The sequence below is a fragment of the Pontibacter ummariensis genome, assembly GCF_900188175.1.
GTDB lineage: Bacteria > Bacteroidota > Bacteroidia > Cytophagales > Hymenobacteraceae > Pontibacter > Pontibacter ummariensis.
On record NZ_FZOQ01000012.1, the window covers coordinates 173825 to 194092 of the forward strand.

The window sequence follows — 20268 nt, forward strand, 5'->3', positions numbered from 1 at the left end:
ATTTAAAAGTATACGGTAGCAGGTCCTACAGTTTTGGAAACCTGGTGACGAGAGGTAAGGAAAGGGGAGAAGTTAGTGAAGGGCAGACAAAGGAGCGGGAAGTGCTTTCTGGCTTATTTGCTCCCTACTGCTTCTGTGCCAGCAGCTTTTCAATACGCGGTTCTATTTTCTCTGGCTTGGTGATAGGGGCAAACCGCTTCACCGGCTTACCATTCGCATCTATTAGAAATTTGGTGAAGTTCCACTTGATACGGCTGCCGAACAGGCCGCCGAGCTCTGACTTGAGGTACTTAAACACAGGGTGGGCACTGTCCCCGTTCACGTCTACTTTCTCAAACATCGGAAAGCTAACCCCATAGTTGATCAGGCAGCCTTCTTCAATTTCCCTAGCATCGCCCGGTTCCTGCTGACCAAACTGATTACAGGGGAAGCCGAGTATAACCAGGCCCTCGTCTTTGTGTTTTTTGTACAGCGCCTCCAGCCCCTCGTACTGCGGCGTGAGGCCACACTTGCTGGCCGTATTTACCACCAGTACCACCTTCCCCTTAAAATGCTCCATCGGAACCTCTTTGCCTTGCAGTGATTTTGCGGATAACTGGTAGAACGTCGATGCCATAGGTAAAGGATTTAGGGATAGTAAGAGTTAAACTGGGCTTGTGCCAGGCTTATTAGTCCACTGGTTTTACGCCTCGTGTCATTTCGCGTTTCCCCGGAGGGCCTGGCAGAGCTTCTACTTCAAAGCCTGCGGCCTTCAGGCTGCGCTTAAAAGAGCCCTTGGCGCAGTACGTAACCAACACGCCGCCAGGGCGGGTGGCCTGGTACAGCTTCCGGAACATCGCCTCCGTCCAGAGCTCCGGCTGCTTTTCAGGGGCAAAGGCGTCAAAGTACACCAGGTCGTAGTACGACTGTGGCGGCACAAACTCTTCCAGTGTCTCGTGGATCTTCTGCAGGGTAAAGTAGGGGATCAGGTCAACCGGTACGTTCCAATCGGCCTGGTGCATCTGCTTAAACACGTCCTGTAGCTCGGGGTTTAAGATCACCTGCTCGAACTGCAACTGGTTTACCAGCTCTTCACTAAGAGGGAACTTCTCCAGCGTGTCGTACTGGATAAAGGCCTTCTGGGCCAGTGCAAACGGAAAGGTAAGCACGGCGTTCAGCCCTGTGCCGAAGCCAACCTCCAGTATTTTGATGTCTTTCTTAGACTGTAGCACGTGCTCCAGCCCGTGCTTTATAAAAACATGCTGCGACTCCTGTAGCGCTCCATGCACCGAGTGGTAGTGCTCGTTTAATTCGGGCACATACAGGGTGTTCGAGCCGTCTTTCGTTTGTCGTATTTCGAGGTGCATCTTTTTTGCGTTACTTTACAAATGTAAGCATTGTGCAGGACTGGCTGCAATACAGGGACCTTAGAAATTTTTAGCGCAAAGGCTTTTATGGTTTCCTGACTGTCTGTCCTGTGTTAAGGCAGTGCAAAGGGCTTGCCCAAGGAGCAGGCGTAACAACAAATAAAATGGCAAGAGTAAAAGTAGCGATACCCGAACACACGCACCTGCAGACCACTATTCCCCTACGTATCACCGACCTGAACTATGGCGCTCACCTGGGCAACGATGCCTTGCTCTCGATTATGCACGAGGCCCGGCTACAATTGTTGCAGCATTACGGCTACAGCGAGATGGAGCTGGGCGGGGCAAGCCTGATCATGGCCGACGTGGCCATCGAATACAAAGGCGAAGGCTTTTACGGCGATGTGTTGACGATACAACTGGCTTTTGACGACCTGAACAAGTACGGCTTCGATATCACCTACCACGTGCTCAACCAGGAAGGAAAGGAAATTGCACGGGCAAAAACAGGCATGTTGTGCTTTAACTACAAAGAACGGAAGCTGATGGCACTGCCGGATGAAGTTAAGGCAAAGATTGAAGCGAAAGCATAAGTAGTTGCATGCGAGGTTCTTAAGCAAGCAAAGCTATTGTAGCTAAACAGGACATTCGGGGCTTGAGGAGAATTCCAGGTAGAGCGCATTTGCATATAAAAGCGATATACAGGAGAGTATGCTGTGTTTCTGCTTATCGCTTCTTAAACTCATAGGTTATGATGCCATGGTGTGCTGTCGTCCAGCCAGAGCTGCTAAAATAGCTTGCGTTCGGTACCTCAACAGCCCATACCATATCAGACTTAGAGATTGTCTTGATCTCAAAGGGTGGGTGAGGCCCAATGGTTAATAGCTTAATAAAGTTCTTATCGCCACTCTCTGTAAGGGTATAGGCGTCTTTCCTGACGGTGCCCCAAGCATCGGTCATCGTCGTGTTTCCATATTCGTCAAAACCGAACTCCGTTTTATGCTCGCTTTTTTCGGAGTGCAGCAGCTGGTTGCTCTCATCGTAGAGGTTATATGTTAGGGCAAAATGGAGCCATTTTCCCTTTAGCTGCTGGTTTATGGTTAGGGGAGCAGCCTCCTCCTTTTTGCAGGAGCTTATAACTAAACATAACAGCAGGAACAACAGGGGCAGTCGTTTCATGTGGATGGGGCATTTAGGTTTTGAGCTTTTAACTGATTACTAGCTACAAACTGTAGTCCCTTCGATTAGAAGGGAGCCGACAGAGCAGCAGCATAATACTACCTTCTTTCGAACTCTAGTATGTAAACCGCATGGTGTGCCGTTTTCTCCTGGTAAGTAACAGGGTCCCGGTAAATGTTATCCTGGTGCTCGATTATCCACGACATATTGGTTTCTGAAAAACCTTTTACCTCGATTGGATTATTCGGCAAGCCTTGGAGCGTGATGTAGTCTTTCCCATTATTAGAGGATAGGGTGTAAGTGCCTTCATAAGGGGAAAACCTGCCCATATATTCTCTGTAAGCAGTCCCGTCAAACGTAAACACCATCCTTATTTCGTAAGGCTTTCTGTAAATTTCCCTGTTGTCTTTATCATAGTAGACGAGTATGTCTCTTATAACATCCCACCGGCCCTTTATTTGCTCATTTATGGAAGGTGCTGCCTCTTTATCCTCCTTTTTACAGGACATAAGAGCAAATAAGAACAGTAGCGGCAACAGGTGTAGCTTTTTCATGAAACAGCTTAAATAGGGTGTTAACCGTTGCAAGAGGTCCTAATAGCGATTCATAAATCAAAGAGGCTTAAAATGACCTGCAACATAAGATAAGTAATATATAAATAGTTGATTGAATTTTAGCTACTTTAGTGCAAAAAATACCATTGTTGGATCACCTTTTTATGAAAGTAAATTCCCTGTTACGTGTCCTGCCTTTAATGACGATCCTTGGTCTGGCTTCCTGCGAGAAGGACAGTGATGTGGAGAGGCATAAAGGAGACATTGCTGGTAAAGTAAGGCTGTTTGATGTGCATCGGGATGAAATTTCTGACAGGTCAGGCGTAACCGTAGAGGCGCTTATAGGAGACCAGAAGTTTACGACCACCACTAATGCGACAGGAGAGTTTACTTTCAGGCAGATCCCCACAGGGGACTACATTATAAATTTCCGGAAAGAGAACTTTGGCGGCTTTGACTCCCTAAAGTTTGACCACCTAAACGCAGTAGACTCCTTGTTGTTTGCCAAATTGGCCGAAGTGCCACAGGGTAGCACGACAGTTGATTTTATCAGAACTGAACATCAACCTAATATTAACAGTTACTGGGTGTATCCCTACACAAGTATTGTGTATGCTACGGAAGAGTGGGTAGTGGCGTCCAAGTGGCTTTACTTTAGCAAAGACCCTGCTGTATCCAGTACCAACTTTATGTACCGGGCAGTAGAGTGCTGCCTGGGAGGGAACTCCTCCTATCCTAGCTCTGCGGCACAGGCTATTGATGTGAAGACGTTCTATCAAAACGGCTTCGCTTCAGGGGATAAGGTTTATATCGCCTCCTATCTTGGAAACCAGATGCTTCTGCGCTACAGCAATCAGGCAAAAGGGTATGACCGCTATATCTTCCCGGCCCATGGTACGGCCCGTTCTAACGTAAAGAGCTTTATTTTGCCGTAAAGCTCCTTCTCAGCAAAAACAGCACTCCCATTCTTGCATTGCCCCTCACCGCTCTGTAACTGTGCTTCCAGAGGTATTTAAAAGGGCTTCTTCGAACTGTAACAGTATAAGGACGCCCTTTTAAAGTAATAACATAAACAATGCCTTACGTTGTCCCGCTGACAGCAAGTCTTTTATCTACCCTTTGCCTTTAATAGTACCTCTGTATCGTCCGGTATTCCCTCAGGGCTTTTTTAAGGTAAAGCTCCGGGGTGTTGTAGTAGTCCTGCATAGATTGGTGCGTGTAGTCCTTGGCTTGGTAAGAAGTGAGACTGTTAAGCGAAAGCCCGGCAAGGCTTTTCCCCTTTAGAGACTTAGCATTCAGCTTCTCTAAAAAGTCTTTTGGCTTAAAAGCTGTTTCTGCAGCGGAAAGGTAAATGTTCCACTTTCCATCTAAGTTCGTGTCTTCCGAATTCCACACCATGGTATAGCTGTTGGGCTTATTTTCGCCGAACTTTATCTGGAAGTCATTAGCCTCATATTTCGTGACGGTAAAATCAGACTTGGCTATAAAGGGCATCTCGGTAGGCACGGTTGCACCGTTATGAACATATGTATGCCGGTAGCCTTCAGCATCTGTATAAAGCAGCCTCGTCTCGAACTCCTCGATCATTGTGGTCGGAAACTGCAGGTCGTAATCGCTTCCGGGGCCTGAAAGTGTGAGGGTCATGGTCTTCCTGTAATCGCCCGCTTTAGTATACCCAAAGAGGATGGAAATAAAGTCAGTTGCGCCGGCAGGCTTGGTATACCGTCGTTTAACGGCTGTGCTTGCATGTGAAAAGTCAACATGTGTTTCCGGAGAGGTTATCTCGGCAAAAATGTACTTACCTGACTCAGGCAGCAACAGGTAGGTAAGATCGGTTGGAAGCAGCCTCTGATACTTCAGTATTATACTTCCTCCAGAGTAGGTGGCACCAAATGTACCTCCCTGCTTACCTGTAAACTGTATTCCGTCCCAGTAAGGAGCGTTGGTATAGTGTATGGTGGCGCGTTCAGTCTCTCCCCACTCTGAATAGCTGATGTTTTCATCGATGTGCCAGTTGTCTGGGTTTACCTGTATATAGGTCCGCAGGGCGTATTTGTTTGTAGCCGGGTCTGAGTAGATAGTCGTTATGTTAAACTTGTCATCTGCTGATTTTAGCGAAAGCGCGTGAGCTGTTCTCGGCGCAAGTAGCGTGTCCAGCAGCACTTCCCCGTCTTTCTGCGATACGATCAGCTCGAACTTCTCAGTTGCAGCCGGCATGGGGTCAAGCCTGAAATTAAAAGTAATATCCTTCACCTCTACCTTAGGAGAAGGGGTAGGGTCTTTATCCTTGTTACATCCTAAAAAGGCAAGGGAAAGCAGCAGGGCAGTAAGTTTGTTTACACGCATGAGATATACAGTTATAATACTATAAAAGTAGATACTGTATTAATATGTTCCTATATCTAAGAGCTTCTACTACAGGCTTTATTTTACCGGATGAGCAGGTATAACCTTTTATGTGACAACGCTTTTTGACTGATCTTTACAATTCCACCTGGCACTTAACCGGATAAAGTGGCTTTCCGCTGTATTGCCTGCCAGCCATGAACCAAAGCCCTTAAATTATGTTTACCTTTGTAAGCACAGCTGCTAAGGAGGCCTTGCATGAAGCAATGGTTTCCCACGGCTTCCAAAGTGTTTCAGATCAGGAAGGGAAAACGTGAGTGGTGGCTTTAACAAAAGAGATACAGAAACAAACTGTAATTTTACAGAATGACTTTGATTGCAGATATAAATATTCTTAACAGGAAAGACATCCGCAAGTTGTCTTTAGACGACCTGAAGGCGTGGCTGGTAGAGCAGGGGGAGAAGCCTTTCCGTGCCAAACAGGTATATGAGTGGCTTTGGAAACATTCGGCGCAGTCGTTTGCAGAGATGAACAATGTGAGCCTGGCTTTGCGTGAGAAGCTGGAGCAGCATTTTACTATTAATGCGGTGCAGGTAGCCACGCAGCAGTTGAGTTCAGACGGCACCATCAAGTCTGCCTTTAAACTGTACGACAGCAATGTGGTAGAGGGCGTATTGATTCCGCACGATGAGCGCAAGACGGCCTGCGTGTCGAGCCAGGTAGGTTGCTCGCTTACCTGTAAATTCTGCGCCACCGGCTACATGGACCGTGTGCGAAACCTGGACGCTGCCGAGATCTACGACCAGGTGGTGCGCATCAACGAGCAAAGCCTGAAGCAGTATGGGCAGCCGCTGACAAACATCGTGTACATGGGCATGGGCGAGCCTTTGCTGAACTATGTGAACGTGATGAAGAGCATTGAGCGCATTACTGCCCACGACGGGCTTGGTATGGCGGCTCGCCGCATCACGGTGAGTACAGCAGGTATTGCGAAGCTGATCAAGAAAATGGCAGATGACGGGGTGAAGGCAAACCTTGCCTTGTCGTTGCACGCCGCTAATGACGAGAAGCGCAACCAGATCATGCCGATCAACGAGACCAACTCATTGGAGGCACTGACCGAAGCTTTGAAGTACTACCACCAGGTAACAGGCCGCAAGGTAACGTACGAGTACATCGTGTTCAATAACTTCAACGATACCCTGCAGGATGCAGAGGAACTGCTTCAGTTCTCGAAGATCATCCCGTGTAAGATCAACCTCATCGAGTATAACCCCATCGAGAAGGCAGATTACCAGAATACAGACGAGGACCGCTGGCAGGACTTCATCTACTACCTGGCCGATAGGGGTGTGCAGGTAAATGTGCGCCGCAGCCGTGGGAAAGACATAGACGCTGCTTGTGGTCAGTTGGCCGTAAAAGAGAAAGCAACAGCTTAAGTTAAAAAACTGCTAAAAATACAGAAAGCCTCTGCTATGGAAGTAGTAGGGGCTTTTGCTTTTAAAGGCGTTCGTGCTTGGGGTTAAATCAGGACAGGACCTTTGCTAACGCTTTGGCTCGTACCGGCCCTCAGACGGCGGTCGGCCGCTGGCAATGTCATCCCGCTCCTCTACCACCTCCCGTTCCTCCACAAACACAGCGTAAGGCTTTGGGTGCACGCGTTGGCCAAAAGCGTTAGCGTACTGCTGTGTGAATTCTGCTCCAAAGAGCACGATCAACGACGTGTAGTATATCCATACCAGGATGACTACCATGGAGCCTGCCGCCCCATAGGCGGAGCCCGGACTGCTGGTGCCAATAAACCAGCCGATCAACACTTTGCCAATCGTAAACAGTACAGCGGTGATCAAGGCCCCTACCCACACGTCCCGCCAACGAATAATCGCATCGGGCAGGTAATGAAAGATTAGCGCAAAAAGCGCCGTGATAATACCGACGGAAAGCAGAATGTCCACTAACTGAATAACCACAACTCCTATGTCTGGGAAGATGCTCGAGAGGTAGTCGCTTAAGATGGAGATCACGGTGCTGAGTAGCAGCGACACGAGCATCAGCAGGGCTATGCTCAGTACAATGCCAAAAGAAAAAAGACGCACCTTTACCATTTGCAGGATACCGCTCGAGGGCTTTGGCTTGAGGTTCCAGACCGTATTCAGCGACTGCTGCAGGGTAGCAAAAAAGGTAGTAGAGGCGAAGATCAGCGTACCAAGCCCTATCCAGAAAGCCAGACCCGAGGACTCGCTTTGGTGTGCGTTCTGTATGATCGTCTCAATTTCTTTTGCAGCGTTAGGCCCAATAGCACTCGATATCTGGTTCGACAACTCGCCGGAGATAGCCTTCTCTCCTAAAAAGAACCCTGCTGCCCGGATGATGATCACTAAAAGCGGAGGAATGGAGAAGATAGCGTTAAACGCCAGCGCAGCCGCCAAAAGCAGGGAGTTATTTTCCATGAACTCTGATGCAGAGGTTTTGATCAAAGAAAACGTGTTTCTAGCAGTATAGTCGGCCATAGGCGGTCTTTTTGGTTGGTTATTCAGGTGCTCTTGATACGGCAGCCATTCCTGTTAAGTTAAAACGCGCTATGCAGAAGCGGTGTGTCAAGTTGTTGTTCTTGAGCCTAATACGAGGATAATCCGTATAGCGGAGCATCACCTAAAACGTACGCTTATGTTACAACAGAACCATGCGGCAAAGGTTATCCTGCTGTGCCTGCTGCTGTTTTTCTCATCATCAGCAACAGCGCAAACAACTGATCCTGAGGCCCAGGCCATTGCCGAGAAAGTCATGCAGAACATGGGCGGAAAGAAGAATTGGGAGAAAACCCGCTACCTTGCCTGGACCTTTAATGACCAGTACCAGATCTGGGACAAGCACGAGAACCGCTTCCGCTGGGAGCAGGGCGATCAGGTGGTGGTACTGGACACGGAGCGCAAGGAGGGCAAAGTGTATGTAGCCGGGGAGGAGATGCAGGACCAGGAGGAAAAGCGAAAGCTGCTGGACCGTGCCTATGCCCTGTGGATAAACAACTCGTACTGGCTGGTAATGCCTTTTAAGCTGCAGGACCCGGGCGTGAACCTCAAGTACCTGAACGAGGCGCAGACAATGGACGGTGCCCCGGCTGACGTGCTGGAGATGACCTTTGAGGAGGTAGGGCTTACCCCACAGAACAAGTACTGGATATGGGTGGATAAAGACAAGGGGCTGGTGACGCAATGGGCCTTTTTCCGAAACTACCAGGACAAGGAGCCCACCTTTACCCGACGTTGGGCAAACTACCAGGACTATGGCCGGATCAAGCTGGCGAACGACCGCAGCAATCCGCAGAGCGATTTCGAACTGATACATGTAGCCGCCCCAAGGAGTGTGCCCGATGCTGTGTTCAACAGCCCCGTGCCTGTGGAAAAGTTCTAGCCAGCTTGAGACAAAGGACCCTTGGACAAACGGCAAAAGAAAGGGCTAGTAGGAACTTCATTTTCTGAGTCCCTGCCAGGCAATTCAAAGAGCAAGGGCTGCCTGATTTACCAGGCAGCCCTTGCTCTTCATGTAAAAGAAAGTCTTTTGTCAAAAGTCCTTCACCTTCTGCCCAGAAATCATAACTTATCGATGGTGGCCGTTAAATTACCTTTTGCGTTCACCACTGCCTTGATGCCACTGGGGGAGAGGTAAATGTTATCCGGAGAGATTTCCTTGATGCTTCCGCGCAGCAGGACCGACTCGTTGATACGTCCCTGCTTGTCCAGGGTGGTTTGCAGCATCTTCTTTGCTTCGTTCAGCTGGGCCTGTACCGGTATGTTTACCTGCTCCTGAATCATGTCCTTAAACTTGTTTTTGGCAAGCCAGCTGGCCGTGTTCAGCAGCTTATCTTTGGTGTCGAGGTCGTAGTCTACGTCCCGTACCTTAATAGAGGCCGTTTGAGGATCGTAATAAGGCGTGCCGCGCAGGTATACTTTACCCACGATCTTTTTCGTAAATAAGCCTGCTTTGGTCTTGCCATTCACGTCCAGCATCAGCACCAGCTGGTCACCGCTTGGCGTAATGGCAGCATCGTTTACCGTGATCTGGCTCTTGCCCCCTTCAAAGGTGTAGGTCTGCTTTGCTACCTGTTCCTGGAGCATACGGCTGGCATGGGCATAAGGGATGTTAGCCGTAAGCCCGATCTGTATGTCATCAGACATGCGGCTATCTACGATCAGCTTAGGGAGGTTCTTGTTAAACTGTGTCTGGGGCTTACCGTCGGTAGTCACTGTAATGTAAGAGGTAATGCCCAGGCGGGTATTCAGCATGCCGTTCTTAGCCTGTAAGGGCGCCACCCGTACCTCTTTGGGTACAATGGTCAGCCAGGCGTTCATGGCATCGTCCAGCTTCACAGGTTCCTGTACCATTTGCCAGGCCTCGGCTACGTACTTCCTCATGTCCAGGTGGTTCTGCAGTTCTTTGTCCAGCTGCTTGGAGAGGTTAGTCATCTGGCTGCGCAGGGCTGGCTCCACAAAGCGGGCCAAGCCTATTTTAAGCGGGCCGAGCTCCAGCACGGGCTTGGTATTGCCCCACTCAAAGTCGCCGCTTGTTACCGTGCTGATGCGGTAATCTTCTGTCAGGCCCACCTTGCTTTCTGTCTTGATCACCATGTCGAAGCGGGTGTCTTCGGTTTTGTCTACGGCTGGGCAGAACTTGCAGGGATCCCACTTCCAGCGGCCTTTGGCGTAAATCTGCAGCGGAATGTTAAAGAAGATCCTGTCTTTTTCTGCCCGGATGGTCATGCGTCCTTTTTTCGCAACGGTTACGGCTACGTTGTCGTCCTCCAGGTTATCGTCCTTGTACAGCACGCCTGCCAACTCTTGGTTAAGCTTGTCTTCCATGGCGGCAATAGAGACCGAAACAGGTACGCTAATAGAGGAGAGTTGGGGCTTGTACTGCGGGGTGCCACTTGCGGAAGCCTCCGGGGCAGTAGCGCTTAGCTTTTGTGTGCTGGAGCAGCCTTGCAGGATCAGGCCTGCTGCTACCATAAACAGCAGGCAGGCAATTAGTTGTAGGGTCGTTTTCTTCACGATGTATGCTGATTTATAAAAAAGCGGCGCAAGTTAGCACAGGTTTTTTACAACAGCTATAGGGGAAGAGGCGTTCCGTAAATTTTTATGAATGAGCTACTTCAGTTTTAGCAGCATGTGGCGGACGCCTTCTTCTGTGGCGACCACGCCGCACTCCTGGAGCCGTCCCTTTTTGTAAGTGGCGAAGAAGGGGGTTCCTGTTAGTTTAACCTCTTTCCGGGAGACAGGGTTTTCAGCGGCATGCATGCGTAGAAAAGCAATATCCTGGAAGCGAGGTTCGGTGGCGAGTTCTTTAAAAGAGGGGGCTAGCGTCTTGCACACGGGGCAATCATCGTCTACAAACTTCACAATAACCTTCTCTTTCTCAAAAATATACTTCCTCAGATGATTGTCGTCAGACTCTATTATCGACATACTTAGGCTTTAAGCGGCAGTGGGTACTGCGGCTGCGTTCACATACCCTTCTATAGACGAGGCTTTCACGCAACATGTTAGCAAGGAGCCGGAAAGTGACTAAGAGGACAGGGTCCAGCTCTTGCGCTTTACCTCTGCCTGGTGCAAGGCCTGTGACAGTGCCTCGTCGTCCTGAAACTGCAGTTGCTCTAATATCCGACACTCGACCTGTACCTGTACTTGCGCTTCTGCAAAAGGCCAGGGTTCCACATGGACGGTTTTGTCCTTTAGCTGCCGTACGAAGTACGCCTGGCCATCGGGCCCTTGGGCAATCTCTAAAGCGCGTTCGCCGGCAGGCAGCTCCTGGCGGCATAGGATCAGGGAGAGGCTGTCGCACCATTGCATCACAGCGTAGGCTCTTGCGGCCTCTTCTTCGCTGACTGTCAGACGCTGGCAAATGGTGCTTTGTAGCGTTAGCTGCTCATCCAGAAAAGCGTCTGTGTCCTTGTCTTCCCCGCGGCTTCCCTCATACAGAAAGCTCATGTGCATGGAGGTGAGCAGGGTAACCCACTGGCTCTGAAAACGCACGGCGTGCATTAGTTCCCGGGCCTGCTCCAGGGTAACAGGGAGTAGGCTAAAGTCAGCCGGGGCACCTGCAGGCGTCAGGCCATCCTTCCCCCGCCACACTTTCTGCCGGTTATCGTGGTTGGCAATGGCGACAATCGTTTCAAGCCAGTACGGGCACTGCAGTTCAGGTTTGAAGCGGCGTGCCAGCTGTGCGGCCAGTATTCCGTGTGCCTGCTGGTAAATAACTTCCCAACCCTGTGATATCGCGTTTACAATCATGGTTGCTGATGCGCTTACAGAGAAATAAACTCTTTCCAGAAGAGAAGGTTGACAAAAGGGAAAGGGGGAAATAAAAAAAGAGTGGGAACCGTGAAGCTTCACGGTTCCCACTCTTTTTTTATTTCCCCAGGCTAATGCGTCAGGGTCTGTTCTTCCTTCATCTTACGGAGGTTCAGGAGCATGTCCTCCGTCATCGCATCCAGGTCGTAAGCGGGCTGCCAGCCCCAATCCTGCTGGGCGGCACTGTCGTCGATGCTCTGCGGCCAGGAGGAAGCAATCTTCTGCCGTACGTCTGGGTTGTAAATGATTTCAAAATCCGGGATGTGCTTTCGGATAGAGGCGGCAATCTCTTTCGGCGAAAAACTCATGGCGCTCAGGTTGTAGGAGTCGCGCACTTTTACCTGTTCTGCCGGCGCATGCATCAGGCCGATAGTGGCTTTAATTGCGTCTGCCATGTACATCATGGGCAGGTACGTGTCCTCGTTCAGGAAGCACTCAAAGGTTTCGCCTTCCAGGGCCTTGTGGTAGATGTCCACGGCATAGTCAGTGGTGCCACCGCCCGGCAGGGCCTTGTAGCCAATCAGGCCGGGGTAACGGAGGCTGCGGACATCCAGCCCGTATTTCTGAAAGTAGTACTCGCACCAGCGCTCACCAGCCTGCTTGCTGATGCCATACACCGTGTTAGGGTCCATAATAGTTTGCTGGGGCGTATGCTGACGGGGCGTACTCGGGCCGAATACGGCGATAGAGCTGGGCCAGTACACGCGCTCTACTTTTTGCTCCAAGGCCAGGTCCAGCACATTAAAAAGACCGTCCATGTTCAGACGCCAGGCAAACTTAGGCTGCTTTTCCCCTGTAGCCGACAGCACGGCAGCAAGATGATAGATCTGCTTAAACTTATACCGGGCGGCAAGCTCTCCCATCGCCTTGGGGTCCAGCACGTCAATTTTCTCGAAAGGACCGGAGTCGCGCAGGTCTGCCTGCTTAGGGGCAGCAATGTCGGCTGCTACCACATTCGCTCCCCCGTATATGTTACGAAGTTCTAAGGTGAGTTCTGAACCTAGTTGACCGCAGGCGCCAATCACCAACACCGTGTCGCTTGTATTTGCCATAGTTTCTGTAATTCTTGGCGCAAAAGTAGTTGATTTTGGTGCAATCCTAAAAGAATAACGACCCAGAAAGGAAGTAGTTGTGGCAATGGAGGGACATAACAGGGAGGTGCCATAAGAAAAGAGGCTTGTTCTGAGCAAGCCTCCTTGTCTGACTAATCTAACCAATAATTCACCTTGGCAACAAAGGTACGGGGAGGCAGGTAAGGGCGGAATAGGCTTGGGCAGGCTTAACGAATAAATAATCTGCTTAACCTGCCGGTAACTTTACGTTATAGGAGCAGGCTGTTTTTCTTACCTTTGTATAGGATGATGACAGTTATGGGGGAATAGCCGTACCAAGGGCTAAAGCCTGTACCAAAGCAGCGCGTTTGACGGAGAAAGGTCTTTACATATGACGTTTGAAGAATACCTGACAAAGAAGCGGATAAACAAAGCAGCCTTTGAGGCGGGTGACCCGCTGCGCTTTAGCGCGTGGGAGGAGATGTATGCCCAAATGCACCCGAACAGCTTCTATGTGTCTGTTAAAATGCAGCTGAATAAGGTGCGCCTGCGTTACCATTCGGCGGAGGAGAACGTGCCACAGCAGACCCCTGCCCCTGCTGCTCCGGCTAGACCAGCCGCGCGAAGGGCTGTACCTGCCCGACCCGCTGCCAGTGCCCCTGCAGCCTCCGCTGAGGCTGCCCAAGATACTGTTCCACAGGAAACATCAGAGCCGAAAGAGGCCGCTCCGAAGCCCAAGCCGGTTGTCCGAAGGCCCGCCGCATTACAGAAGCCTGCGGCGGAAGGGGAAACAACTGAAAAGGCAGGAGGAGCGGAAGAAGCCAAGCCCGCTGCCCGCCCAAGACCAGTTATCAAAAGACCTGTTATTCCGAAACCAGCGGAGGGAGAAGTACCCACAGAGCAGGCTACAGGAGAGAGTGCACCAGGTGCAGCCCCTGCAGAGGGCGCTAAACCGGCACGGCCAAGGCCTGTGATCAAACGGCCGGCCGCACTGCAAAAGCCTAAACCGGAGGAGGAAGCGGGCAAGCCACAGCCGGAAGAGAAAGAAGCCGCAAGTTCTGCAGAGGCTACGGCTAGGCCCCCACGGCCACGACCTGTGATGAAACGCCCTGTTGCTTTACAGAAGCCGACAGAGGAGGAGGAGACCGAAACGAACCCAGAGAGTGCCACACCAGCCGCAGAACCTGTTGCAGAAGAAAAACCAAAGCGCCCACGCCCGGTTATCAAGCGGCCTGTTGCCTTACAGAAACCGCCGCAGGAGCCGGGCGAAGCAGCAGAAAGTGACGTGACGGCATCGCCAGAAGGGGAGGCCCCAAAGCCACCCCGTCCGCGACCGATCATGAAACGTCCCGTAGCCCTGCAAAAACCAAGCGCTGAGGAGCAAAAGCCGGCTACGGAAAATGCCGCCGCATCAGAGCCGGAACCGGAGCAGCAACCAAAGCCCCCCAGGCCAAGGCCTATCATGAAAAGGCCTGCGCCTCCTCCGAGCGAGGAGGCAAAGCCCACGGAACCCAAGGCTCCGGAGCCGGAAGAAACGGAAGCTGCTAAGCCTAAGCCTCCGCGACCTAGGCCCATTATGCGGCCAAGGCCCCCGAAAGAGGATTAAAAGGCCACCTTTTTAATGTAGAACAACGAGTAACAGATAAGAACAAAAAACTATGTACGAAACTTTAAAACCAGACTTAGAGCAGCAGCTTGCTGAGATACAGGAAGCGGGCTTATATAAAAAGGAGCGTGTTATCACCACACCGCAGGGTGCTAACATAGACACCACACAGCTAGCACACGTGCTTAACTTTTGTGCGAACAACTACCTGGGCCTTTCTGCTCATCCGAAGGTAATTGAGGCAGCAAAGAAGGCGATCGACTCGCATGGCTATGGTATGAGCTCCGTGCGTTTTATTTGTGGTACGCAGGACATTCATAAGGAACTGGAGCGTAAGCTATCCGAGTTCCTGGGCACCGAGGACACAATCCTCTACGCTGCAGCCTTTGATGCTAATGGAGGAGTCTTCGAGCCATTGTTCGATGCAGAGTCCGCTATTATCTCCGATGCTCTGAACCATGCTTCTATCATCGATGGCATCCGCCTGTGCAAAGCGCAGCGCTTCCGCTATGAGCACAACAACATGGACGACCTGGAGGCCAAACTGCAGGAGGCACAGGACGCAAAGCACCGCATCATTGTAACAGACGGCGCTTTCTCGATGGACGGTACAGTCGCGCAGCTGGGTAAGATCGCCGAGCTGGCCGAGAAGTATAAAGCCGTGCTGATGGTGGATGACTCCCACGCAACAGGTTTCATGGGCAAGACAGGCCGTGGCACGCACGAGTACCACCACGTGATGGACAAAGTGGACATTATCACGGGTACTTTGGGCAAGGCGTTGGGTGGCGCCATGGGCGGCTTTACCTCTGGTCGTAAGGAGATCATCGACATGCTGCGCCAGCGTTCGCGCCCTTACCTGTTCTCTAATTCCCTGGCCCCGGCAATTGTTGGTGCCTCCATCGCTGTACTGGACTTGCTGAGCGCTACCACCGAGCTGCGCGATAAGCTGGAGTGGAATACCCAATACTTCCGGGAGCAGATTACCGCGGCCGGTTTCGACATTAAGCCGGGTGACCACCCGATTGTACCCGTGATGCTGTACGATGCCCCGCTGGCGCAGGAGTTTGCCTCTCGCATGCTCGATAAAGGCATTTATGTGATCGGCTTCTACTACCCGGTAGTGCCAAAAGGCCAGGCGCGCATCCGTGTGCAGCTCTCTGCCGTGCACGACCGGGAGCACCTCGACAAAGCCATTGCCGCCTTTACGGAGGTAGGGAAAGAACTGGGCGTAATAAAATAATTTAAACTAAGAAGCTTCATAAGGCACAGAAAAGCTACTCTTGTTATGGGAGTGGCTTTTCTTTTTTGCATCTTGTACTAAATGAAAGGGAGAGTATTATGAACAACATCAGGATAAAGCCCGGCCAAATGCTGTTAGGCACTGTGATGTCGTGGTTGGTTGTTTCATTTTTGGCTTATGCTACGGCAGATTTCCGCGGGGAAACCAACATCCTCTACACCTTGCTTCAGATTACCTTTTACTTTTCTATTTTATTATCAGCAGAGGCTTATATCAGCATGTTGTTTAGCCCCGAGTGGGCCCGCATACACATCGGTACTATTCTACTCCTTTGTGCGCCAGCCTTGCTGTACCTGGTGTGGTTTTTAAGTGAAACGCTCTTTTAAGAGCCATTAACAAGAATGAGCTTTAACTCCTTTCAGGCTATCATTTTCCTGTTAGTCGCCCTGAACTATACTTTGGTGGTGGTGTCGTTGGTGCACCTGATTCTCAGAACACGCTATACGCTAGTGCAGCGCTTGGTATGGATGGTGGTCCTGTGGCTTGTGCCAGTATTGGGTATTGTAGGCTATTGGGTTTCCTAGAAGCGGAGGCAGGCGTAGAGGCTCGATCGTTTCAGGTTCGGAATAGACACTTATGCCAAGTGCAAAAAGAAGGCTTTATCGTTTGATCATTCAACGAGTGGGGAAGGGGGACAAACAAAATCGGCCCGGTTCTTTTGCACTCCCCTCCTTTTTTCAAGGAGGGGTGCCGCAGGCGGGGTGGTTAATCTCGTAAAGGAAAAACCAAGGACCAATAGGCGAGCCGAAAACCAGCGGAGAGAGTTACATCGGGAAAATTAGGACAAAGCTTTGATGGGTAATAAGGTACAAGGGGTAGGTCGTAAGTACTGACAGCCTACCCTTTCTAAGCAGCACTCACAGACTTCTCAGAGGAAGCCGGGGAGGTGGCAGCTCCCTGATCTGTATCGAACAGGAACTGGTTAAGCTTTACACGCAGGTCAGCCGATGATAGGTTTCGATAGGCCTCCCCATTACGCACAAGGGCGATTTGGCCGGTCTCTTCCGACACAACCAATACCACGCTGTCCGTGATCTCCGTCAGGCCAATGGCTGCGCGGTGACGCAGACCCATGGAAGCGGGTATCTCCTGGTTTTCTGATACGGGGAGAATGCAGCGTGCTGCCTTGATGCGATTACCTGAAATGATGACAGCCCCATCGTGCAGCGGGCTGTTTTTGTTGAAGATCGACATGAGCAGGCGCTTGGAAATAACCGCATCGATCAGATCGCCGGACTCCGCGTAGTATTTTAGTTCTGAACTTTTGGCAAACACGATCAAGGCTCCTGTGTTTTTACCGGCCAGTGCCTTGGAGGCTTCGATAAAAGGGGTGAGGCTCATCTTCTCCGTCTGCTCTCTTCGCCAGGGGAAGCCCCGGAAAAAGCGGTCGTTGTTCAGGGCGGTGGTCTTTCCGATGAGCAACAGGAAACGCCGGATCTCGGGCTGAAAGAGAATAATGGCCGCCAGCACACCCACGCCCATAAACTGCCCCAGGATAATGCTGAGGAGCTCCATGCCCGCGGCACGCACCACCAGGTACAGCAGGTAAATAGAGAGCAGGCCCAGGAAGATTTTTAGGGCTACACTGCCCGACAGGAGCTTGTACAGCTGGTACAGCAGCACCGTTACAAGCAGGACATCGATGATGTCGTTGAAGCCAACCTCTAAAAAACCTATGCTGAATAAAAAAATCAAAGTGTTGTTTTCTTGTATAGTTGTATGGTTTGCTTTGTTTCTTTTACGTCGTGCACCCGCAAAATGTCGGCTCCCTTCATCAACGCAATCATGTTCACTCCTATTGTACCGGTTAAAGCATCGGTTTGATCTACGCCCAGCGACTTATAGACCATGGACTTACGCGACATCCCTGCCAGAACGGGTAGCTCTAAGATACGCAATTCCTCCAAACGGTTGAGCAATTCAAAGTTATGGGCAGCGGTTTTGGCAAACCCGAAGCCCGGATCCAGGATAATATCCTTTACTCCTAACCGCTTTAGCTTGGCCACTTGTGCCTGCAGCTCGTCCACTACCTCCACCACCAGGTCCTCGTACTGGGCTAAAGACGCCATCGTCTGCGGCGTGCCCCGCATGTGCATCAGAATGTAGGGGACCTGCCGTTTGGCCACTGTTTCGAACATAGCCTCATCCAGTTTGCCTCCTGAAATATCGTTGATGATAGCGGCCCCTGCGGCGATGGCAGCTTCCGCTACGCTAGCTCTGAAAGTATCCACTGAGATGACGGCATCGGGAAAGCGCTGTACAATAGCCTCGATGGCTGGCACCACACGGTCGAGCTCTTCCTGCTCTGCGATATCCACAGCCCCGGGCCTGCTGGAGTAGCCGCCAACGTCCAGGATGTCAGCACCGTCTGAAAGCATTTGTTCTGTGCGTTGTAGTACTTCGCTCAGGTTGTTCAGGCGGCTGCCGGGGTAGAAAGAATCGGGGGTGACGTTTAGAATGCCCATGACCAGCGGGGTGTCCAGCGAGAGGAGCTTTCCGCGGCAATTCACTGTGGATTTTTTCTTAAAAAGCGTATCTTTCGCTTCCAATGTTGGCATTCGAGTCAATTATTTTTAAAATTAAACCTAAAAAGTTGATTAGTCAAACACTCCAAGAATATAATCGGGTAGTACAGCGCTGCAAAGAGACCTTCGTGAAAAAGACGAAGGACTACGGCACTGCCTGGCGCGTGCTACGACTGCCGTCTATCACCGATCAGATCTTTATCAAGGCGCAACGCATCCGCTCTATTCAGGAGAAGGGCAAGCAGCTGGTGGAGGACGATATCAACGGGGAGTTTGTGGGCATTATCAATTACTGTGTGATCGCGCTGATGCAATTGCACCTACCTGCCGATGCCGACATGACCTTGCCTGCAGAGGAAGTAGAGCGCCAGTACGCGCACCACATCGAGGAGAACGTGAAGCTGCTGAACGCCAAGAACCATGACTATGGCGAGGCATGGCGCGACATGCGCGTGAGCTCCATCACGGATATTATTCTGATGAAGCTTTACCGCACAAAGCAGATCGAGGACAACGAAGGGCAGACGCTGATCTCCGAAGGGGTGGAGGCTAACTACCGCGATATGATCAACTATGCCGTGTTTGCGCTGATCAAGTCCGGTTTCGCGCAGGAGTAAGTCGTATAAGCCTTCCAGCATACCTGGCTCCTGTGAGCGTAAGTAATGTACCTAGCTACTTCTACCAATCATAACCTTCTAAATCCTTAGAAAAAGCATGAAGTTCTTAAGCAAGTTCTGCTGGCTGTTTGTTGGCGTGCTGTTCATCTTTTCGGGCCTGATCAAGATAAACGACCCGGTAGGCACCGCCATTAAGCTGGAAGAGTACTTTGAGGTGTTCTCTACGGACATCTCGCCGGTGTTCAAGGCCTTTGAGCCTTACGCCCTGTTTTTGTCTATTTTCCTGAGTGCCCTGGAGATTGTGCTGGGCGTGGCCCTACTGGTGCGTTGGAAGCTGAAAAGCGTGTTGGTGGCCTTGCTGCTCATGATCGTGTTCTTCACCTTCCTGACCTTCTACTCGGCTTACTACAACAAGGTAACGGACTGCGGCTGTTTTGGCGATGCCATCAAGCTTACCCCGTGGGAGTCCTTCACCAAGGACCTGGTGCTGCTGGTGATGATCGTGATTCTGCTGTTCACACAGCGCTACCTGCCTCCTTTCCTGAGACCTGCTACCGGGGCAAGCATTACAGCCCTGACAGCCCTGCTTTCTGTAGGCATTGGCTGGTACGCTTACGAGCACCTGCCTTACATCGACTTCCGGGCTTACAAGGTGGGGAACAACATCCCGGTGCTCATGGAGCCTTCGGCCCCGCTGCGCTATAAATATATCATGCTGAAGGACGGGGAAGAGCAGGAGTTTGAGGAGTATCCGACCGATGAGGCCTACACCTTTAAAGAAATGGTGGCGATTAACCCGGAGGATGGCCCGAAGATCACAGACTTCAACGTGTGGAATGATCAGGGGGACTTTACCCAGGAAGTGCTGACCGGCAACAAGCTGATCATCCTGGTGCAGAGCGTGGCAAAAGCGGACCGGGAGGACTTTGACAAAATCAATGAGCTGGTGTTGGCTGCAGAACAGCAGGGCATTACCCCGATGGTGGTAACCAGCAGCAGCGGGCAGGACTTCGAGGTGTTCCGCCACGAGGTGAACCTGGCCGCTCCCTACTTCTTCATCGATGGTACGGTCCTTAAAACCATTATGCGTGCTAACCCCGGTATCGTATTGCTGCAGGACGGCACTGTAAAAGGTAAATGGCACCACAACGATACCCCGGACATAGCAGAGGTGCAGGGTTTGCTGTAAGCTGGGCCTAAGTGTAAGCCCAGGAAATCAGCTAAAGAGGCCCTGTAGTACAAAACAAGCCCTTTCTCTGGTGCTGTTAGATCCACCCCTACCCCTTCGAGGCTCATCTTGTAGGGAAAAATTAGAATGATTTTGAGGGGGCATTGTTTTGGAAGAAACAAGCGGGTTATGTGGGCATCATCAGAGTTTGGGGTAGCACTTAGTGA

Annotated in this window: 22 protein-coding genes; 10 read left to right on the forward strand and 12 right to left on the reverse strand. The window is 51.0% G+C overall.

The window, feature by feature from the left end; translation table 11 throughout:
- Window positions 1-124 precede the first annotated feature (124 nt).
- Both CHB92_RS14145 and mnmD read right to left on the reverse strand, forming a co-directional pair.
- Window positions 125-616, reverse strand: coding sequence for a glutathione peroxidase (locus CHB92_RS14145; RefSeq protein WP_089319864.1), 492 nt, complete (start codon window positions 614-616; stop codon window positions 125-127).
- A gap of 52 nt (window positions 617-668) precedes the next feature.
- Entirely contained in the window at window positions 669-1346 is a 678-nt protein-coding gene (gene mnmD / locus CHB92_RS14150) for a tRNA (5-methylaminomethyl-2-thiouridine)(34)-methyltransferase MnmD (RefSeq protein ID WP_089319865.1), read from the reverse strand.
- Window positions 1347-1510: 164 nt separating this feature from the next.
- Here mnmD and CHB92_RS14155 point away from each other — a divergent pair, with 164 nt between their 5' ends.
- Window positions 1511-1939 carry an acyl-CoA thioesterase gene (locus tag CHB92_RS14155; RefSeq protein WP_089319866.1) on the forward strand — a complete coding sequence of 143 codons (429 nt, stop codon included), beginning with the start codon at window positions 1511-1513 and terminating at the stop codon, window positions 1937-1939.
- Between the two features lie 133 nt (window positions 1940-2072).
- Here CHB92_RS14155 and CHB92_RS14160 read toward each other — a convergent pair whose 3' ends face one another.
- Window positions 2073-2525 (reverse strand): hypothetical protein, encoded by a 453-nt coding sequence (locus CHB92_RS14160; protein WP_089319867.1) that lies wholly within the window; start codon window positions 2523-2525, stop codon window positions 2073-2075.
- A gap of 98 nt (window positions 2526-2623) precedes the next feature.
- Window positions 2624-3079, reverse strand: coding sequence for a hypothetical protein (locus CHB92_RS14165; RefSeq protein ID WP_089319868.1), 456 nt, complete (start codon window positions 3077-3079; stop codon window positions 2624-2626).
- A 164-nt stretch (window positions 3080-3243) separates the two neighbouring features.
- Here CHB92_RS14165 and CHB92_RS14170 point away from each other — a divergent pair, with 164 nt between their 5' ends.
- A complete protein-coding gene (locus tag CHB92_RS14170; RefSeq protein ID WP_089319869.1) occupies window positions 3244-4014 on the forward strand; it encodes a carboxypeptidase-like regulatory domain-containing protein in 771 nt (256 codons plus the stop codon).
- A 190-nt stretch (window positions 4015-4204) separates the two neighbouring features.
- Here the strand turns inward: CHB92_RS14170 and CHB92_RS14175 are convergent, their stop codons facing one another.
- On the reverse strand, window positions 4205-5425 hold the full coding sequence (locus CHB92_RS14175; RefSeq protein WP_089319870.1) for a hypothetical protein: 1221 nt from the start codon (window positions 5423-5425) through the stop codon (window positions 4205-4207).
- 366 nt (window positions 5426-5791) lie between these two features.
- Here CHB92_RS14175 and rlmN point away from each other — a divergent pair, with 366 nt between their 5' ends.
- Window positions 5792-6865: a 23S rRNA (adenine(2503)-C(2))-methyltransferase RlmN gene (rlmN, locus tag CHB92_RS14180; RefSeq protein WP_089319871.1), complete on the forward strand. Its 1074-nt coding sequence runs from the start codon at window positions 5792-5794 to the stop codon at window positions 6863-6865.
- Between the two features lie 105 nt (window positions 6866-6970).
- On the opposite strand, the gene CHB92_RS14185 is transcribed toward rlmN, so the two are convergent.
- The gene (locus CHB92_RS14185; RefSeq protein ID WP_089319872.1) at window positions 6971-7936 is read right to left on the reverse strand and encodes a YihY/virulence factor BrkB family protein; all 966 of its coding nucleotides are present in this window, start codon (window positions 7934-7936) and stop codon (window positions 6971-6973) included.
- A 157-nt stretch (window positions 7937-8093) separates the two neighbouring features.
- Here CHB92_RS14185 and CHB92_RS14190 point away from each other — a divergent pair, with 157 nt between their 5' ends.
- Window positions 8094-8837, forward strand: a complete 744-nt coding sequence (locus CHB92_RS14190) for a DUF6503 family protein (RefSeq protein WP_089319873.1) — start codon at window positions 8094-8096, stop codon at window positions 8835-8837.
- A gap of 179 nt (window positions 8838-9016) precedes the next feature.
- On the opposite strand, the gene CHB92_RS14195 is transcribed toward CHB92_RS14190, so the two are convergent.
- From CHB92_RS14195 to CHB92_RS14210, 4 genes are all read right to left on the reverse strand, one after another.
- Window positions 9017-10471, reverse strand: coding sequence for a DUF4403 family protein (locus tag CHB92_RS14195; protein WP_245842587.1), 1455 nt, complete (start codon window positions 10469-10471; stop codon window positions 9017-9019).
- Between the two features lie 96 nt (window positions 10472-10567).
- On the reverse strand, window positions 10568-10885 hold the full coding sequence (locus tag CHB92_RS14200) for a thioredoxin family protein (protein WP_089319875.1): 318 nt from the start codon (window positions 10883-10885) through the stop codon (window positions 10568-10570).
- A 99-nt stretch (window positions 10886-10984) separates the two neighbouring features.
- Complete coding sequence (locus tag CHB92_RS14205) at window positions 10985-11710, reverse strand: DUF3891 family protein (RefSeq protein WP_089319876.1); 726 nt, start codon at window positions 11708-11710, stop codon at window positions 10985-10987.
- Between the two features lie 131 nt (window positions 11711-11841).
- A complete protein-coding gene (locus CHB92_RS14210) occupies window positions 11842-12822 on the reverse strand; it encodes an NAD-dependent epimerase/dehydratase family protein (RefSeq protein WP_089319877.1) in 981 nt (326 codons plus the stop codon).
- 391 nt (window positions 12823-13213) lie between these two features.
- On the opposite strand from CHB92_RS14210, the gene CHB92_RS14215 reads away from it, so the two are divergent.
- The 4 genes from CHB92_RS14215 (at window position 13214) to CHB92_RS14230 (ending at window position 16255) form a co-directional block, all read left to right on the forward strand.
- Window positions 13214-14428: a hypothetical protein gene (locus tag CHB92_RS14215; RefSeq protein WP_089319878.1), complete on the forward strand. Its 1215-nt coding sequence runs from the start codon at window positions 13214-13216 to the stop codon at window positions 14426-14428.
- Between the two features lie 52 nt (window positions 14429-14480).
- A complete protein-coding gene (gene kbl, locus CHB92_RS14220) occupies window positions 14481-15671 on the forward strand; it encodes a glycine C-acetyltransferase (protein WP_089319879.1) in 1191 nt (396 codons plus the stop codon).
- 98 nt (window positions 15672-15769) lie between these two features.
- Window positions 15770-16057 (forward strand): hypothetical protein, encoded by a 288-nt coding sequence (locus tag CHB92_RS14225; protein WP_089319880.1) that lies wholly within the window; start codon window positions 15770-15772, stop codon window positions 16055-16057.
- Between the two features lie 15 nt (window positions 16058-16072).
- Window positions 16073-16255, forward strand: coding sequence for a PLDc N-terminal domain-containing protein (locus CHB92_RS14230; protein ID WP_089319881.1), 183 nt, complete (start codon window positions 16073-16075; stop codon window positions 16253-16255).
- A 322-nt stretch (window positions 16256-16577) separates the two neighbouring features.
- Here the strand turns inward: CHB92_RS14230 and cdaA are convergent, their stop codons facing one another.
- Window positions 16578-17426: a diadenylate cyclase CdaA gene (gene cdaA / locus CHB92_RS14235; protein ID WP_089319882.1), complete on the reverse strand. Its 849-nt coding sequence runs from the start codon at window positions 17424-17426 to the stop codon at window positions 16578-16580.
- Complete coding sequence (gene folP, locus CHB92_RS14240; RefSeq protein ID WP_089319883.1) at window positions 17423-18280, reverse strand: dihydropteroate synthase; 858 nt, start codon at window positions 18278-18280, stop codon at window positions 17423-17425. The genes cdaA and folP overlap by 4 nt, the downstream gene beginning before the upstream one ends.
- A 44-nt stretch (window positions 18281-18324) precedes the next feature.
- Between folP and CHB92_RS14245 the strand changes: the two genes are divergently transcribed.
- Together CHB92_RS14245 and CHB92_RS14250 are read left to right on the forward strand one after the other, a co-directional pair.
- Window positions 18325-18873 (forward strand): DUF1599 domain-containing protein, encoded by a 549-nt coding sequence (locus CHB92_RS14245; RefSeq protein ID WP_089319902.1) that lies wholly within the window; start codon window positions 18325-18327, stop codon window positions 18871-18873.
- 97 nt (window positions 18874-18970) lie between these two features.
- A complete protein-coding gene (locus CHB92_RS14250) occupies window positions 18971-20062 on the forward strand; it encodes a BT_3928 family protein (protein ID WP_089319884.1) in 1092 nt (363 codons plus the stop codon).
- Window positions 20063-20268: the final 206 nt, after the last annotated feature.